Origin of the sequence: Mycobacterium sp. ACS4331 (genome assembly GCF_001667265.1) — a bacterium.
Lineage (GTDB): Bacteria > Actinomycetota > Actinomycetes > Mycobacteriales > Mycobacteriaceae > Mycobacterium.
The window spans coordinates 1-16,744 of the sequence record NZ_LZHW01000017.1 but is presented as its reverse complement, the minus strand read 5'-3'; the positions used below and the strand labels follow the sequence as shown (position 1 = coordinate 16,744).

Genomic DNA, 16,744 nt, shown 5'->3' with positions numbered 1-16,744 from the left:
AAGAACGGGAATCCGACCGTGGCACAAGACGTGCTCACCGACCTGAGCAAGGTCCGCAACATCGGCATCATGGCTCACATCGATGCCGGCAAGACCACCACCACCGAGCGCATCCTGTACTACACGGGTGTCAACTACAAGATCGGTGAAACCCACGACGGCGCCTCCACCACCGACTGGATGGAGCAGGAGCAGGAACGTGGCATCACGATCACGTCCGCTGCCGTGACGTGCTTCTGGAACCAGAACCAGATCAACATCATCGACACCCCGGGACACGTCGACTTCACCGTCGAGGTGGAGCGGTCCCTGCGCGTGCTCGACGGTGCGGTCGCCGTCTTCGACGGCAAGGAAGGCGTCGAACCGCAGTCCGAGCAGGTGTGGCGCCAGGCCGACAAGTACGACGTGCCGCGCATCTGCTTCGTCAACAAGATGGACAAGCTCGGCGCGGACTTCTACTTCACCGTGCGCACCATCGAGGAGCGCCTGGGCGCCACCCCGCTGGTGATCCAGCTGCCGATCGGCGCCGAGAACGACTTCATCGGCATCATCGACCTGGTCGAGATGAAGGCCAAGGTCTGGCGCGGTGAGACCGCCCTCGGTGAGAAGTACGAGGTCGAGGAGATCCCGGCCGATCTCGCCGACAAGGCCGAGGAGTACCGCACCAAGCTCATCGAAACGGTCGCCGAGACCGACGAGGCGCTGCTGGAGAAGTACCTCGGCGGCGAAGAGCTGACGATCGACGAGATCAAGGGCGCGATCCGCAAGCTGACCGTGGCCAGCGATCTGTACCCGGTGCTGTGTGGCAGCGCGTTCAAGAACAAGGGCGTTCAGCCCATGCTCGACGCCGTCATCGACTACCTGCCGTCGCCGCTGGACGTCGAGTCCGTGCAGGGCCACGTGCCCGGCAAGGAGGACGAGGTCATCACCCGCAGGCCGTCGGTCGACGAGCCCTTCTCGGCGCTGGCGTTCAAGATTGCGGTGCACCCGTTCTTCGGCAAGCTGACCTACGTGCGCGTGTACTCGGGCACCGTCGAGTCCGGCTCGCAGGTCGTCAACTCGACCAAGGGCAAGAAAGAGCGCCTGGGCAAGCTGTTCCAGATGCACGCCAACAAGGAGAACCCGGTCGAGCGGGCCTCCGCTGGTCACATCTACGCCGTGATCGGTCTGAAGGACACCACCACCGGTGACACGCTGTGCGACTCCAGCCAGCAGATCGTGCTCGAGTCGATGACCTTCCCGGATCCGGTGATCCAGGTGGCCATCGAGCCCAAGACCAAGAGCGACCAGGAGAAGCTCGGCACGGCGATCCAGAAGCTCGCCGAAGAGGATCCGACCTTCAAGGTGCACCTGGATCAGGAGACCGGCCAGACCGTCATCGGCGGTATGGGCGAGCTGCACCTGGACATCCTGGTGGACCGCATGCGCCGCGAGTTCAAGGTCGAGGCCAACGTCGGCAAGCCGCAGGTGGCCTACCGCGAGACGATCAAGCGCGCAGTCCAGAACGTCGAGTTCACCCACAAGAAGCAGACGGGTGGCTCGGGTCAGTTCGCGAAGGTGCTCATCAACCTCGAGCCGTTCGTCGGCGAGGATGGTGCGACCTACGAGTTCGAGAACAAGGTCACCGGCGGCCGTATCCCGCGCGAGTACATCCCCTCGGTGGATGCGGGCTGCCAGGACGCCATGCAGTACGGCGTGTTGGCCGGCTACCCGTTGGTGAACCTGAAGGTCACGCTGCTCGACGGCGCCTACCACGACGTCGACTCGTCTGAGATGGCCTTCAAGATCGCCGGTTCTCAGGTCATGAAGAAGGCTGCGGGACAGGCCCAACCGGTCATCCTGGAGCCGATCATGGCCGTCGAGGTCATCACCCCCGAGGACTACATGGGTGACGTGATCGGCGACCTGAACTCCCGCCGTGGCCAGATCCAGGCCATGGAGGAGCGCAGCGGGGCGCGCGTCGTCAAGGCGCAGGTGCCGCTGTCGGAGATGTTCGGCTATGTCGGCGACCTTCGGTCGAAGACCCAGGGCCGGGCCAACTACTCCATGGTGTTCGACTCGTACGCCGAAGTTCCGGCGAACGTGTCGAAGGAGATCATCGCGAAGGCGACGGGCGAGTAGTTCTGCCCACTGGTCTTCACGGACCACACAACTGAAGAAATCCACACTGCTTTAACCAAAGCACCAACTAGTCCAGGAGGACACAGAAGTGGCGAAGGCGAAGTTCGAGCGGACGAAGCCGCACGTCAACATCGGGACCATCGGTCACGTTGACCACGGCAAGACCACGCTGACTGCAGCAATCACCAAGGTTCTGCACGACAAGTACCCGGAGTTGAACGAGTCGCGCGCATTCGACCAGATCGACAATGCGCCCGAGGAGCGTCAGCGCGGTATCACGATCAACATCTCCCACGTGGAGTACCAGACCGAGAAGCGTCACTACGCGCACGTCGACGCCCCCGGTCACGCTGACTACATCAAGAACATGATCACCGGTGCCGCCCAGATGGACGGCGCGATCCTGGTGGTCGCCGCCACCGACGGCCCGATGCCGCAGACCCGTGAGCACGTGCTGCTGGGTCGTCAGGTCGGTGTGCCCTACATCCTGGTCGCGCTGAACAAGGCCGACATGGTCGACGACGAGGAGCTGCTCGAGCTCGTCGAGATGGAGGTCCGCGAACTGCTGGCCGCCCAGGACTTCGACGAGGACGCCCCGGTCATCCGGGTGTCGGCGCTCAAGGCCCTCGAGGGTGACCCGAAGTGGGTCAAGTCCGTCGAGGATCTGATGGACGCGGTCGACGAGTCGATCCCGGATCCGGTCCGCGAGACCGACAAGCCGTTCCTGATGCCCGTCGAGGACGTCTTCACCATCACCGGCCGTGGCACCGTGGTCACCGGTCGCGTCGAGCGTGGCGTGATCAACGTGAACGAGGAAGTCGAGATCGTCGGCATCCGTCCCAACACGACCAAGACCACCGTCACCGGTGTCGAGATGTTCCGCAAGCTGCTCGATCAGGGCCAGGCCGGTGACAACGTCGGTCTGCTGGTTCGTGGCATCAAGCGCGAGGACGTCGAGCGTGGCCAGGTTGTCGTCAAGCCCGGCACCACCACCCCGCACACCGAGTTCGAGGGCAGCGTCTACATCCTGTCCAAGGACGAGGGCGGCCGCCACACGCCGTTCTTCAACAACTACCGTCCGCAGTTCTACTTCCGCACCACCGACGTGACCGGTGTTGTGACGCTGCCGGAGGGCACCGAGATGGTGATGCCCGGTGACAACACCGACATCTCCGTGAAGCTGATCCAGCCCGTCGCCATGGACGAGGGTCTGCGCTTCGCGATCCGCGAGGGTGGCCGCACCGTCGGCGCCGGCCGGGTCACCAAGATCATCAAGTAGGCTCCGCCTACGGGATCATCTAAGTAGGCTCCGCCTACGGGATCATCTAAGTAGGCTCCGCCTACGGGATCATCTAAGTAGGTTCCGCCTGCGGAATCTGATCTGACAGAAGTCCCCCATTTACCATCGGGAAATGGGGGACTTCTGCATTCACGCCTGCGTTACTCTTGCGCGAGATCCATCGGGGGAAGGATGTCCGCGAATGCTGGTGCGTTATCTCAAGGCGCAGGTCACGGTGCTGCTGTGCGGTGGTCTGGTGGGCCCGATCTTCCTCGTGGTGTACTTCGCCCTCGGCGCAGATCCGCTGCTGAAGTGGATGTTCTGGACCGGTCTGGTCGTGACCGCACTCGATGTGCTGGCCGCGCTGTGGCTGGCCAACTACGGTGCCAACGCCGCGGCCAAGGCGAGCCTGCTCGAACAGCACGGCATCCTGGCGCTGGCGCGGATCGTCGGTATGACCGAAACCGGTACGCGCATCAACGATCAACCGCTCGTGAAGCTGACCCTGCAGGTGGAGGCGCCCGGGCTGGCGCCCTTCACCGCCGAGGACAGGGTGATCGGATCCATCGGCCGGCTGCCGATGCTGACATCGCGCCACCTCGTCGTTCTGGTCGAACCCGGGACGCAGAATCTCCAGATCGACTGGAACCGAAGCGCTTTGGTGAGCGGTGTGGTGCCCGCACAGTTCACCCTCGACGAGGACGGCCGCACCTACGATCTCTCGGGGCAGGCCGCTCCGCTGATGGACATTCTGCGGATCCTGAAGGACAACGGAATCCCGATGACCTCGACCATCGACATCCGTTCCCATCCTGGCGTGCGCCAGCAGGTGATGGCGATCGTCCGCGGAGCCGTCGCGCCACCTCAGGCCGCCCCGGAGGCAACGCCGGCGGGAGCACCCCTGGCCGCCCCGCCGGTGATGGCGCCCCCGTCGCCGTCGACCGCCGAACGACTGCAGCAGCTCGAGACCCTGCGCGCCACGGGCGCGATCACGCAGGACGAGTACACCGAAAAACGCCAGCAGATACTCGCCGATCTGTGAGTGGCGGAAGCGATTCACTGAACTGACCTGGAGGTCAATAACGCGCGCGGGCGCCCGGATGCTGATAGCGTCCCGCACGGCTGGTTTTCGGCCTGGGGGCAGGGGGTTCGACGTGTCGGGCGATCAGGACGTGCGGTCGTTGAAGTCCCCGTCGCTGCTCGACGCGCTGATCCCGTTGGTCGTCCTCGCGGTTCTGATCGCCTCGGCGCTCGCACTTTTCGGTATGCGTGCCCTCGACGGGCCGATCCAGGTCGCGCTGGTCATGTGCTGCGCCGTGGCGGCGTTGATCGGCATGAAGAACGGGCACGCCTGGACCGCGGTGCAGGAGGCCGGTCAGGGCGCCCTGTCATCGATCACCAGTGCGTTGTTCATCCTGCTTGCGGTCGGCGCCCTGATCGGCACGTGGAACCTGTCAGGAACCATCCCGACGCTGGTGTACTACGGAATCCAGGCCCTGTCGCCGGGATTCTTCTACGTCGCCGCGGCCTGCATCTGCGGGGTGGTGGCACTGTCGATCGGCAGCTCCTGGACCACCTCGGCCACCATCGGGGTGGGACTCGTGGGCATCGCGGGAGTGCTGGGGGTGTCGACGGCCATCACCGCGGGCGCGGTGATCTCCGGTGCCTACCTCGGCGACAAGCTCTCGCCGCTGTCGGAGACCACAATCCTGACCTCTCAGCTGGTGGGCGTCGACCTCTACACCCACATCCGCGCCCAGGCCTGGACCTGCGTGCCGGCGTTCATCGCTGCCGCACTGTGCTTCACGCTGCTCGGGGTGGCGGGCCCACCCGTACACAACACGGTCAGCGATCAGGTCGAGCTGGCCAAGCTCGGGGATATCTTCTGGATCACCCCGCTGAACCTGCTGCCGCTGGTGTTGTTGGCGGTGCTCTCGATCCGCAAGGTCCCGGCGTCGTTGGCGCTGCTCGCCGCCAGCCTGTTCGCCGGAGTGCAGGCAGTGCTGCTGCAGCGCGAGGTCGTCGAGGGCTTCGTGCGGGAGATCGGTGGCAGCGCAGACGTTGTCGTCGGCTCGGTGCAGGCGGTCTGGACCACCATGGCCAATGGGTTCAGCATGAACTCGGGCATCGGGGAGATCGACAGTCTGCTGTCCCGCGGCGGCATGGACAGCATGCTGCTGACCATCTGGCTCATCATCGCGGCCGTGACCTTCGGCGCGCTGCTGGAGGAGTTGGGGCTGATCGATCGCATCGTGCTGCCCGCGATCGCGAAGGCGAAGGGCCGCGGCAGGCTCTACCTGACGGTGTTCGGCTTCGGCTTCGGCCTCAACGTGGTGGCGGGGGACCAGTACATCGCCCTGGTGCTGCCGAGCCGGATGTTCCGCGCTGAGTTCGCCAATCGCGGTCTGGCGCCGCAGAATCTGTCCCGGCTTGCCGCCGACAGTGCGACCGTGACCTCACCGCTGGTCCCGTGGAACTCCTGCGGCGCGTTCATGAGTGCGGTGCTGGGGGTCTCCACGCTGGCGTATCTGCCGTTTGCGTTCTTCAACATCTTCAGCCCGGCGCTCAGCGTGCTGTACGGGTTCACCGGATTCAGAGTCATTGCCGCACAGCCTGATCCCGATTCGGAAGGGGCGTCATGAGCACCACCGAGAAGCAGCACACCGACAACAAGGTCAGCCTGCCGACACTGACCGCCATGGTGGTCGGATCGATGATCGGATCCGGCGTCTTCCTTCTGCCCCGCCGCTTCGCCACCGAGGCCGGGGTGGCCGGCGCGCTGATCGCCTGGACCATCGCCGGCGCCGGAATGCTGATGCTGGCGTTCGTCTTCCAGCGCTTGGCCTCACGCAAGCCCGACCTGGACGCCGGCATCTTCGCCTACGCCAAGGCGGGTTTCGGCGACTATGTGGGATTCAACTCGGCGTTCGGATTCTGGGCGTCGGCATGTGCGGGCAACACCTCCTACTGGGTGCTCATCATGGCCACGCTGGGTTCGCTGTTCCCGGCGCTGTTCCCGGCCCTCGGCGACGGTTCCACCGTGATCGCGGTGGTGATCTCCTCGATCGGGGTGTGGCTGTTCTTCTACCTGATCCTGCGCGGGGTCAAGGAGGCCGCGATCATCAACCGGATCGCGACCTGGGCCAAGGTCGTCCCGATCCTGATGTTCATCCTGATCGTCGGCATCGCGTTCAAAGCCGACGTCTTCACCGGAAACTTCTGGGGCGGAGACGGAGACTACTCCTGGGCCTCGCTCTTCGAGCAGGCCAAGGGCACGATGCTGATCACGGTTTTCGTGTTCCTCGGCATCGAGGGCGCGAGCGTCTACTCCCGGTTCGCCCGCAAGCGCGCCGACGTGGGTCGTGCCACGGTGATCGGCTTCCTGGCGGTGCTCTCGGTGTTCATGCTGGTGACCCTGTCGTCGTACGGCGTGATGTCGCAGTCGGAGTTGGCCGAGACGCCGCAACCGTCGATGGCATCGGTGTTGGAGTCCGTCGTCGGCCCCTGGGGTTCCGTGCTGATCCGGCTCGGTGTCATCCTGTCGGTGCTGGGCGCCTATCTGGCCTGGACGCTGATGGCCGCTGAGATCCTCTACATTCCCGCCAAATCCGACGACATGCCCCGTTTCCTGGCGCGCGAGAACGCCAACGGCGCACCCGTCAACGCACTCATCATGGCGGGCGGACTGGTGCAGCTGCTGCTGCTCCTGCTGTTGTTCTCCGACAACGCCCTCGATTTCATGCTGGACCTGACCGCGGCGCTGGCGTTGATCCCGTATCTGCTGGCCGCCGGCTATGCGTTGAAGCTGACCATCACCCGCGAGACGTATGACGACCGGCGCTCACTTGTGCCGGACATGATCATCGCCGCGATTGCGACCTTCTACACGCTGTTCCTCGTGTATGCGGCCGGTCTGGACCATCTGCTGTTGTCCTGCATCCTCTATGCGCCTGGCGCGCTGCTGTATTGGATGGCCCGCAGGCAGCGCGGGCTGCGGGTGTTCCGTCCGGTTGAACTGCTGCTGTTCCTGGTGATCGTCGCCGGTGCGATCGCCGGGGTGTACGGCCTTGTGTCCGGTTCCATCCAGATCTAGAGAGGACGACGTATGAGCAGACCGTCCGACACCTACGGTGTCCACTCCGAAGTCGGCACCCTGCGCAAGGTCCTGGTGTGCTCACCGGGGCTGGCGCATGAGCGACTGACCCCGACGAACTGTGACGCCCTGCTGTTCGACGACGTCCTGTGGGTGCAGAACGCCAGGCGTGACCACTTCGACTTCATGGACAAGATGCGCGACCGCGGTGTCGAGGTCGTCGAACTGCACGACCTGCTGACCGAGACCATGGAGATGCCCGAGGCCAGGGACTGGCTTCTGGACCGCAAGATCGTGCCCAACGAAGTCGGGTTGGGCCTGGTCGACGAAACCCGGGCGTTCCTCGACGAACTCGTGCCGCGGCGCCTCACCGATTTCCTCATCGGCGGGATGTCCACGCGGGACCTTCCCCCCGACCTCGGCCGCGGATACCGCGCGTTGGCCCGCGAGGACACCGGGGTCACCGAATACCTCATGCCGCCACTGCCGAACACGCTCTACACGCGTGACACCACGTGCTGGATCTACGGCGGCCTGACGTTGAACCCGCTGTTCTGGCCCGCGCGGCACGACGAGACCCTGCTGATGAAGGCGATCTACGAGTTCCACCCGGACTTCGTCGGTTCCACGGTCTGGTGGGGAGACCCCGAGAAGTCCTGGGGGCTGGCGACTTTCGAGGGCGGCGACGTCCTGATCCCGGGCAACGGAGTGGTGCTGATCGGAATGAGCGAGCGGACCTCGCGCCAGGCCATCACGCAGGTGGCCACCGAACTGTTCGCCAACAACGTCGCCGAGAAGGTGATTGTGGCCGGTATGCCGAAACTGCGGGCGGCGATGCACCTCGACACGGTGTTCACCTTCGCCGACCGGGATGTGGTGACGGTGTACCCCGAGATCGTCGACAACATCGCGCCGTTCACCCTGGTGCCCGACGACGCCGAACCCGGTGTCGCGGTCATCGAGGAGAACAAGCCGTTCGTGGAGGTCGTGGCCGCGGCCCTGGGCCTCCCGGAGCTGCGCGTGGTGGAGACCGGCGGCACCAAGTACGACTCCGAACGGCAGCAGTGGGACAGCGGCAACAACCTGGTGGCCGTCGAACCGGGGGTGGTCTTCGCCTACGACCGCAACACCCACACCAACTCGCTGCTGCGCAGGGCCGGCGTCGAGGTGATCACGATCGTGGGTGCCGAGCTGGGCCGCGGCCGCGGTGGCGGGCACTGCATGACCTGCCCGATCACCCGCGATCCAGTGTCCTGACAGAGCTTGGAACACGTTCCAGTTCGGCTGCTAACCTGGGCTCGCGAGTCGTCGAGGAAAGGACCACCGAATGCCCACGGAACCGCTGCTGGGACGGGTGGCCCTGGTGACCGGGGCGGCCCGCGGTCAGGGCCGGGCGCATGCCGTCCGGCTGGCCGCCGAGGGCGCCGACATCATCGCCCTCGACATCTGCGGGCCCGTGTCCGACACCGTGACCTACCCGATGCCGACCTCGGAGGACCTCGCCGAGACTGTGCGCCTCGTCGAGGCCGCGGGCCGCAAGGTGCTGGCGCGCGAGGTGGACATCCGTGACCTCGCCGCACAGCAGCTCCTCGTCGCCGACGGCATCGAGCAGTTCGGCCGCCTCGACATCGTCGTCGCCAACGCGGGCATCCTGAGTTGGGGCCGGATCTGGGAGATGTCCGAAGAGCAGTGGGACACCGTGGTCGACGTCAACCTCAACGGGACGTGGCGCACGCTGCGGGCCGCACTGCCGGCGATGATCGAGGCGGGCAACGGCGGGTCGATCATCGTGGTCAGCTCCTCGGCGGGGCTCAAGGCCACCCCAGGCAACGCGCACTATGCGGCGTCGAAGCACGGCCTGGTGGCGCTGACCAACGCGCTGGCCATCGAGGCCGGCGAGTTCGGCATCCGGGTCAACTCGATCCACCCGTACTCGATCGACACGCCCATGATCGAACCCGAGGCCATGGCCGAGATCTTCGGCAAGTACCCCCAGTTCCTGCACAGCTTCGCCCCGATGCCGTTCAAACCCGTTGCGCGCGATGGTAAGAAGGGTCTGCAGGAGTTCATGTCGCCCGAGGAGGTCGCCGACGTGGTGGCCTGGCTGGCCGGTGACACGTCGATGTCCATCTCCGGGTCGCAGATCGCCGTGGACCGCGGCGTGATGAAGCACTGAGGCTCAGGCCGACAGCGCCGGCACCCGGTTTTATGCCGGATGAGCGTGGCGCCTAGACCGCTCGATTCGGTTGCTGCACTGCGGCATCGGCCAGCGTGGCCGCGAACTGCTCGACCGCCCAGTCGATCTCGTCCTCGGTGATGACAATCGGTGGTGCGAACCTCAGCGTGGAACCGTGGGTGTCCTTGACCAGCACTCGGCGCGCGGCCAGCGCGAGGCTGATCTGCTTACCCGTACCCAGAACGGGGTCGATGTCGACCCCGGCCCACAGGCCCAGGCCGCGAACGTCGTGCACGCCATGGCCGATCAGCGCGCGCAGGCGCGTGTGCAGGTGGGCGCCGAGTTCGGCCGAGCGGGCCTGGAATTCGCCGGTCGCCAGCATCTCGACGACGGTGGATCCGATCGCCGCGGCCAGGGGATTGCCACCGAAGGTGGACCCGTGCTCGCCGGGGTGCAGCACCCCGAGCACGTCGGCGTCGGCCACCACCGCCGACAGCGGGATCACACCGCCGCCCAAAGCCTTGCCCAGCAGGTACATATCGGGCACCACATCCCAGTGGTCACATGCGAACGTGCGCCCGGTGCGTGCCAGTCCGGACTGGATCTCGTCGGCGATCAGCAGCACGTTGCGCTCGGTGCAGATCCGGCGGACGCGAGGCAGGAAGTCCGCGGGCGGGACGATGATCCCGGCCTCACCCTGGATGGGCTCGAGCAGCACCGCGACGGTGTCGTCGTCGACTGCGGCCGCGACGGCGTCGGCGTCGCCGAACGGCACGGTCCGGAATCCAGGGGTGAACGGGCCGAAGCCACCGCGGGCCAGCGGGTCGGACGAGAAGCTGACGATGCTGATGGTCCGGCCGTGGAAGTTGTTCCGTGCCACCACGATGTTGGCGGCGTCGACGGGCACGCCCTTGATGTCCGCCCCCCACTTGCGGGCCACCTTGAGGCCGCTCTCGACGGCCTCGGCGCCGCTGTTCATCGGCAGCACCAGATCCTTGCCGCACAGCTGGGCCAGCGAAGCGCAGAAGGGACCCAGACGGTCGGAGTGGAAGGCGCGGCTGACCAGCGTCACGGCGTCGAGCTGGGCGTGCGCGGCGGCCACGATCCGCGGGTGGCGGTGGCCGAAGTTCACCGCGGAATACGCAGCCAGGCAGTCGAGGTGGCGGTGGCCGTCGATGTCGGTGATCCAGGCGCCTTCGGCCGAGGAGGCCACGACCGGCAGCGGGGAGTAGTTGTGCGCGGTGTGGCGCGCCTCCACGTCGATCGCAGCACGGGTGGCGGCGCTGGGCCCAGTGTCCGCCGTCTCCGTCACGTCATCCAGGATGGTCACGAATACACCTCCAACGTGCAGCATTTCACCGATCCGCCGCCCTTGAGCAGCTCCGACAGATCCACGCCGATGGGCTCGAAACCCGCGTCGCGCAGCTGAGCGGCGAACCCGGTCGCCGCGGCGGGATGTACGACGTGCCGCCCATCGGAGACGGCGTTGAGACCCAGTGCGTAGGCGTCGGGCGTGGCGACCTCGATCGCCGTGGGGAACAGCTCCAGCAGGCGCGCACGGGACGGTGGCGTGAAGGCGGGCGGGTAGTAGGCGACGGTGGTGTCGTCGAGCACCGCCAGCGCGGTGTCGAGGTGATAGAACCGCGGGTCGACCAGTTCCAGGGTGACCACCGGCAGTCCGAAGGCGGTCGCGATCTCGGCGTGGGCGGCCTCGTCGGTGCGAAAGCCGGTGCCCGCCAGAATGATCGAGCCGACCACCAGCAGATCGCCTTGGCCCTCGTTGATGTGTTGGGTGCTCACGGGTGGATATCCGCGGGCCGTCATCCAGTCGGCGTAGGCACGCGCCTCATCCGCGCGCTGGGCGAACTTGAAGCGGGCGACCACCGCGCGGTCGCCCACGATGAGTCCGCCGTTGGCCGCATAGACCATGTCGGGAAGCCCGGGCAGGGGATCGACGAGTTCCACCGAGTGTCCGAGGTCGAGGTAGATCTGTCGCAGGGAGTCCCACTGTCTGAGGGCGAGCCCGGTGTCGACCGGGGTGCTGGTGTCCATCCAGGGGTTGATGGCGTACTCCACCGCGAAATGGGTCGGCGGGGTCATGGCGTAGCGCCGCACGCGCGCGGTGCGGACGGTCGTGGGCTCGGCGTGGGCGGCGATCGCGGCGGGGCAGGCGTCGGAAACCGTCATGAATCGATGGTATTGACGGCAAATGATGCAATCAATCAACGGATATTGCGCGTAGGCGTATGATCTGTTGTGCAAATGGGCGTATGGACGCGATCTGTTGCGCACGATGGGGGAGTCGATTCCTGTGGACCGTCTGGACGAGACCGACGAGCAGATCCTCACCGAGCTCGCCGAGCACGCCCGGGCCACCTACGCCGAGATCGGCGAGCGCGTCAACCTGTCCGCGCCGGCCGTCAAACGCCGGGTGGACCGCATGCTCGAGGCGGGCGTCATCCGTGGCTTCACCACCGTAATCGACCGCAATGCGCTGGGCTGGACCACCGAGGCCTACGTCCAGGTCTACTGTCACGGCACCATCGCGCCCGACCAGCTGCGCCGTGCCTGGGTGGACATCCCGGAGGTGGTCAGCGCCGCGACAGTGACCGGCACGTCCGACGCGATCCTGCACGTGCTGGCCCGCGACATGCGCCACCTGGAGACCGCGCTGGAGCGCATCCGCTCCAGCGCCGACATCGAACGCAGCGAGAGCATCGTGGTGTTGTCCAACATCATCGACAGGGCACGCTGGTCGCAGTGACAAGGGGTGGCGTCCCCGAGAGCGCGTCCATCGTGTAAGAACAGTCCTCGTGAGCACCGAGAAGATCGTCATCGTGGGCGGGGGCCTGGCCGCGTCGCGGACAGCCGAGCAGTTGCGTCGCGCGGAGTTCGCCGGTGAGATCACCATCGTCAGTGACGAGGTGCATCTGCCCTACGACCGGCCGCCGCTGTCGAAGGACGCGTTGCACGCCGACGACCACGATCTCGACGCCGTCCTGCTGAAGCCGCGCGAGTTCTACGACGAGAACAACATCACGCTGCGGTTGGGCTCGGCGGCCACGGCCGTCGACACCGCCGCCAAGACCGTGACGCTGGCCGACGGCAGCACGCTCGAGTACGACGAGCTCATCGTCGCAACTGGCCTGGTGCCCAAGCGGATCCCGTCGTTCCCCGATCTTGAGGGCATCCATGTGCTGCGCAATTACGACGAGAGCCGCAAGTTGCGCGAGCAGGCCGCGTCGGCCCGCCGCGCGGTGATCATCGGCGCCGGATTCATCGGCTGCGAGGTCGCGGCCAGCCTGCGCAAACTGGGCGTCGAGGCCGTGCTCGTGGAGCCCCAGCCCGAACCGCTTGCGTCGGTGCTCGGCGCTCAGATCGGCGCCCTGGTGAGCCGGCTGCACCGCGCCGAGGGTGTGGACGTGCGCACGGGTGTCGGAGTCTCCGGTGTGGCCGGCGATGCCGCGGTGCAGCGGGTGACCCTGACGGACGGCACCGAGGTCGACGCCGATCTCGTGGTGGTGGGCATCGGTTCGCGGCCGGCCACCGACTGGCTCGAGGGCAGCGGCATCGACATCGACAACGGCATCGTGTGCGACAACGTCGGACGCACCAGCGCCCCCCACGTGTGGGCGCTCGGTGACGTCGCGTCGTGGAAGGACGCCACGGGACATCAAGCCCGCGTGGAGCATTGGAGCAACGTCGCCGAGCAGGCGCGCGTTCTGGTGCCGGCGCTGCTGGGCAGGGAGCCGTCCGAGGCCGTCGTCGTGCCCTACTTCTGGAGCGATCAGTACGACGTCAAGATCCAGTGTCTCGGCGAGCCCGAGGCCGACGACATCGTCCACATCGTCGAGGACGACGGCCGTAAGTTCCTGGCCTACTACGAACGCGACGGCGTGGTGGCCGGTGTGGTCGGCGGCGGCATGCCCGGCAAGGTCATGAAGGTGCGGGCCAAGATCGCCGCGGGCGCACCGATCTCCGACGTCCTGGGCTGATCCCCCGCGAAGGCTGATCCCCCGCGTGGGCTGATCCCCCCGCGAGCGTGCGTGTCGCCGGCCGACACGCCGCGCTCAGCCCGTGATCTGCGCACGCTCGCGGGTGGGAGATTCAGAACTCGCCGAGGTAGAACCGGCCGCCCTGGTCGTCGGTGCACTCCGCCATCCGGCCGTAGGGCTGACGGCTGGGTTCCTGCAGCACGGAGCCCCCGGCCTCGCGGACCCGCGTGACCGCGGCGTCGATGTCGGCGACGGTCCACATCGGCACCGTCACGGCCTGCGGGTGGCCGCCCGAGATGCCGGCCATGGGGTGGGTGCCGTCGACCTGCCAGCCGTCCTCGATGCGGCCGGGCTGATAGGTCCAGAACAGCACGCGGGAGAAGAACGCCCGGAATGCCGCCGAATCGGCGACCTCGTAGGTGATGTACGAGAGTTCGCCTGGCCCAGCACCGTTCAGTTCGGGCCGGGGAGTCGTCGGCGCGGGCACGAACACCGCGAACGGCGCGCCCTGCGGATCGGTCGCGTCCAGGACCGTGCCGAAGTCGAACTCCCGCACGGTGCCGACGGTGCCGCCGCCCGCCTGGATCGACTCGCGCGTGCCGTCGAGGTCGGTGACGGCGTAGCAGCAGAACAGCGTGTGGCGCTCGGGCGCTTCGAAGATCCCGATGGGTGCTGTCGTGTTGGTGATCTGGTGCGTCGCAGGGTCGTACGTCCAGCCCAGGACGTGGCCGTAGAACGCGGCGGCGCGCGTGGCGTCGGGCGTCCACACCGCCACGTACCCGACGTCGCCGTGCTTGATGGTCGTGGTGGCACCGGTCAACGGCCCCGTCAGCATCCAGCGATGGCCGAACGGGTCGACGATGCTCGCGCTGCGCGATCCGTGGTCCTCATAGGGTTCGCGTTCGACGCGCCCGCCGTGGTCACGAGCCCGGCGCAGTGCGGCGTCCGTGTCGTCGACCGGCAGCATCAGGCTCACCGACACCGCGCCCGGCGCGGGCGCGCGCAGCCCGATCTCGGGGTACTCGTCGGCCAGGTACAGCGTCCCGCCGGCCAGGGCGAGTTCGGCGTGGCCGATGCGGCCGTCGGCCATGACCACGGGTTCGGAGACGACCGAGGCGCCCAGCACGTCGGCGTACCAGCGCAGCGCCGCACGCGCGTCGGAAACGGTCAGGTAGGGCAGGACCGCGGGGCGGGGCAGGGTGTGGTCTGTCGTGAGGTCTTCGAGTGCAGATGCGGTGCCGCTCATGGTGACTCCTTCGGTTCCGTGGGGCAGGGACAGGGCCGACTCCAGACGCCTGCGCAGGCGCGCCGCGAACTCCGGGTCCGGTCGGACCGGAACGTCGCCGTCGCGCAGCACGCTCAGCGGGTCGTGAGTCATGACGCTCCTCCTTCCGGGTGCTGGACTTCGGGGTACTGCGCCCGGAAGGCGCGCCTGGCGCGGACCAGGAGGGCCTCGGTGGCGTGCACGGTGCGTCCGAGCGCATCGGCGCACTCGGGCACCGAGCGGTCGTCCAGATACCGCAGCGCCAGCACAGCGCGATGCGGCTCGGACAGTCGTGCCAGGACGCTCTCGGCCACGATGCGGTCGAGTTCGGCGTCCCAGTGGTCCGTGGCCGGCTGTTCCGGCGGATCGGACACCGGTGTGGTGAACCGGTCCAGGCCGCGGCGATAGTGGTCGGCCAGTTTGTGTCGCGCCACACCCATCAGCCAGGGCAGGCCGATCGGGGGCGGATCCTTCCTGCGTGCGGCGTCCATGGCCGCCAGGAAGGTCTCCGACGTCAGGTCTTCGCACGTCCCACGGTCGCCGCAGCGCCGGACGAAGTACCCGTAGACCGTGGGCAGGGCCTCGTCGTAGAGCGCAAGCAGTCGCCGTGGAGCGTCCGTCTGATCCGATTCGGCGCTCACATCCTTATCGTCGCCGCTGAGGACAGAACTCCGACGCCCCTTTCTCGGACTTTCTCCTCGCGAGCGTGCGTGTCTCCGGCGGACACGCCGCGCTCAGACCGTGTTCCGCGCACGCTCGTGGAGTTGTCCACAGACCCGATCAGGCTGAATACCGCGACCGATGTCGCGACTGCAGCCTCCTCACATGGATGAGGCACTTGATCGACTGTTCGCATCGCAGGGTGGTGTAGCCCAGACAGGTCAGCTGAAGGCCGTCGTCGGCCGAGCGCGGTTCGAGTCGGGTGTGGCCTCCGGACTGTTCGTGCCGGTGTGGACGGGAGTGTATGCGCGAGGCGAGGTCGACAACCACATTCGGCTGGCCGGCCTGGATCTGCGCGCAGGTGAACCCGTGCCGATCTGTCTCGGAACCGCCTCTGCGGCATACGGTTTCGACACCGAGGAGACGCGGGATCTGCACGTTCTCACTCCGTTGGGCCATCAGCTGCGCTCCAGTGACGGGCTCGTGGTGCATCGGCGTGAGGGTGCGCCGCTGGCGACGGTCGACGGCAGACTTGCCACCGCGCCGGCATGGACGGCGATCGAGGTCGCGCGATCACTGCGCCGTCCACGAGCGCTGGCCACGCTGGACGCCGCGCTGCGCAGCAGCACATGCGACCGCGCCGATCTGCTGCGTGCCGCGCAACTGCAGGCGGGCCGGCGGCGGATCGTCAACGTGCGCAAACTGTTGGAGCTGGCCTCACCCCTGGCCGAGTCCGCAATGGAGAGCGAATCCCGCCTCATCATGCATGACAGAGGGCTGCCCGCCCCCGTTCTCCAATACGAGATCGTTGACTTTCACGGGAACCTGTGGCGCCTGGATTTCGCCTGGCCCGCGCAGAAGGTGGCGGTGGAGTACGACGGGTTCGCGTGGCACAGCAACCCAGAGGCGTTCCGCCGTGATCGCCGAAAACGGGCCGCGCTGGAGGAGATGAAGTGGACGCTGGTGTCCCTGGTCGATGTCGATGTGCGGCGGACCCCGGACGCGACGGTGCACCGCATTGCCGCCGCATTGGAGGCTTCGGCGGCGTGAGCGTGCGCAGAACACGGTCCTGACGCGGCGTGTCGAGCGGAGACATGCACGCTCGCGGGAAGTGGGGGGAGCTCGCGGGAAGTGGGGGGAGCTCGCGGGAAGTGGG

At 66.9% G+C, this 16,744-nt stretch carries 14 protein-coding genes; 10 read left to right on the top strand and 4 right to left on the bottom strand.

The features are described from left to right. Positions 1-18 precede the first annotated feature (18 nt). From fusA to A5727_RS05645, 7 genes are all read left to right on the top strand, one after another. Positions 19-2,121, top strand: coding sequence for an elongation factor G (gene fusA, locus A5727_RS05675; RefSeq protein ID WP_068245958.1), 2,103 nt, complete (start codon positions 19-21; stop codon positions 2,119-2,121). Positions 2,122-2,209: 88 nt separating this feature from the next. Then, positions 2,210-3,400, top strand: coding sequence for an elongation factor Tu (tuf, locus tag A5727_RS05670; RefSeq protein ID WP_068245955.1), 1,191 nt, complete (start codon positions 2,210-2,212; stop codon positions 3,398-3,400). Between the two features lie 202 nt (positions 3,401-3,602). Further along, a complete protein-coding gene (locus A5727_RS05665; RefSeq protein WP_068245950.1) occupies positions 3,603-4,442 on the top strand; it encodes an SHOCT domain-containing protein in 840 nt (279 codons plus the stop codon). Between the two features lie 112 nt (positions 4,443-4,554). Beyond that, positions 4,555-6,042 (top strand): Na+/H+ antiporter NhaC, encoded by a 1,488-nt coding sequence (gene nhaC, locus A5727_RS05660; protein WP_068245947.1) that lies wholly within the window; start codon positions 4,555-4,557, stop codon positions 6,040-6,042. Next, positions 6,039-7,493: a basic amino acid/polyamine antiporter gene (locus tag A5727_RS05655; protein ID WP_068245943.1), complete on the top strand. Its 1,455-nt coding sequence runs from the start codon at positions 6,039-6,041 to the stop codon at positions 7,491-7,493. The genes nhaC and A5727_RS05655 overlap by 4 nt, the downstream gene beginning before the upstream one ends. A 12-nt stretch (positions 7,494-7,505) precedes the next feature. Further along, positions 7,506-8,750 (top strand): arginine deiminase, encoded by a 1,245-nt coding sequence (locus A5727_RS05650; RefSeq protein WP_068245940.1) that lies wholly within the window; start codon positions 7,506-7,508, stop codon positions 8,748-8,750. A gap of 70 nt (positions 8,751-8,820) precedes the next feature. Continuing rightward, entirely contained in the window at positions 8,821-9,669 is an 849-nt protein-coding gene (locus tag A5727_RS05645) for a mycofactocin-coupled SDR family oxidoreductase (RefSeq protein ID WP_068245937.1), read from the top strand. A 52-nt stretch (positions 9,670-9,721) separates the two neighbouring features. Here A5727_RS05645 and rocD read toward each other — a convergent pair whose 3' ends face one another. After that, positions 9,722-10,999: an ornithine--oxo-acid transaminase gene (gene rocD / locus A5727_RS05640; protein ID WP_502687659.1), complete on the bottom strand. Its 1,278-nt coding sequence runs from the start codon at positions 10,997-10,999 to the stop codon at positions 9,722-9,724. Beyond that, positions 10,996-11,856 carry a dimethylargininase gene (gene ddaH / locus A5727_RS05635; protein WP_068245933.1) on the bottom strand — a complete coding sequence of 287 codons (861 nt, stop codon included), beginning with the start codon at positions 11,854-11,856 and terminating at the stop codon, positions 10,996-10,998. Before ddaH ends, rocD begins: the two co-directional genes overlap by 4 nt. 124 nt (positions 11,857-11,980) lie before the next feature. On the opposite strand from ddaH, the gene A5727_RS05630 reads away from it, so the two are divergent. Both A5727_RS05630 and A5727_RS05625 read left to right on the top strand, forming a co-directional pair. Then, entirely contained in the window at positions 11,981-12,433 is a 453-nt protein-coding gene (locus tag A5727_RS05630) for an Rv2324 family transcriptional regulator (protein WP_068245930.1), read from the top strand. A 49-nt stretch (positions 12,434-12,482) separates the two neighbouring features. Beyond that, positions 12,483-13,664, top strand: coding sequence for an NAD(P)/FAD-dependent oxidoreductase (locus A5727_RS05625; RefSeq protein WP_068245928.1), 1,182 nt, complete (start codon positions 12,483-12,485; stop codon positions 13,662-13,664). Positions 13,665-13,776: 112 nt separating this feature from the next. On the opposite strand, the gene A5727_RS05620 is transcribed toward A5727_RS05625, so the two are convergent. Further along, positions 13,777-15,042 carry a VOC family protein gene (locus tag A5727_RS05620; RefSeq protein WP_068245925.1) on the bottom strand — a complete coding sequence of 422 codons (1,266 nt, stop codon included), beginning with the start codon at positions 15,040-15,042 and terminating at the stop codon, positions 13,777-13,779. Continuing rightward, complete coding sequence (locus A5727_RS05615; RefSeq protein WP_068245922.1) at positions 15,039-15,569, bottom strand: RNA polymerase sigma factor; 531 nt, start codon at positions 15,567-15,569, stop codon at positions 15,039-15,041. Before A5727_RS05615 ends, A5727_RS05620 begins: the two co-directional genes overlap by 4 nt. A gap of 184 nt (positions 15,570-15,753) precedes the next feature. On the opposite strand from A5727_RS05615, the gene A5727_RS05610 reads away from it, so the two are divergent. Continuing rightward, positions 15,754-16,638 carry a type IV toxin-antitoxin system AbiEi family antitoxin gene (locus A5727_RS05610; RefSeq protein ID WP_068245919.1) on the top strand — a complete coding sequence of 295 codons (885 nt, stop codon included), beginning with the start codon at positions 15,754-15,756 and terminating at the stop codon, positions 16,636-16,638. Positions 16,639-16,744 lie beyond the last annotated feature (106 nt).

Excerpts from the sequence above, each read along its gene's own strand:
- A5727_RS05650 (WP_068245940.1), top strand. The coding sequence starts at position 7,506 with ATGAGCAGACCGTCCGACACCTACGGTGTCCACTCCGAAGTCGGCACC.
- A5727_RS05665 (WP_068245950.1), top strand. The coding sequence starts at position 3,603 with ATGCTGGTGCGTTATCTCAAGGCGCAGGTCACGGTGCTGCTGTGCGGT.
- A5727_RS05645 (WP_068245937.1), top strand. The coding sequence starts at position 8,821 with ATGCCCACGGAACCGCTGCTGGGACGGGTGGCCCTGGTGACCGGGGCG.
- A5727_RS05610 (WP_068245919.1), top strand. The coding sequence starts at position 15,754 with ATGGATGAGGCACTTGATCGACTGTTCGCATCGCAGGGTGGTGTAGCC.
- A5727_RS05655 (WP_068245943.1), top strand. The coding sequence starts at position 6,039 with ATGAGCACCACCGAGAAGCAGCACACCGACAACAAGGTCAGCCTGCCG.
- A5727_RS05620 (WP_068245925.1), bottom strand. The coding sequence starts at position 15,042 with ATGACTCACGACCCGCTGAGCGTGCTGCGCGACGGCGACGTTCCGGTC.
- ddaH (WP_068245933.1), bottom strand. The coding sequence starts at position 11,856 with ATGACGGTTTCCGACGCCTGCCCCGCCGCGATCGCCGCCCACGCCGAG.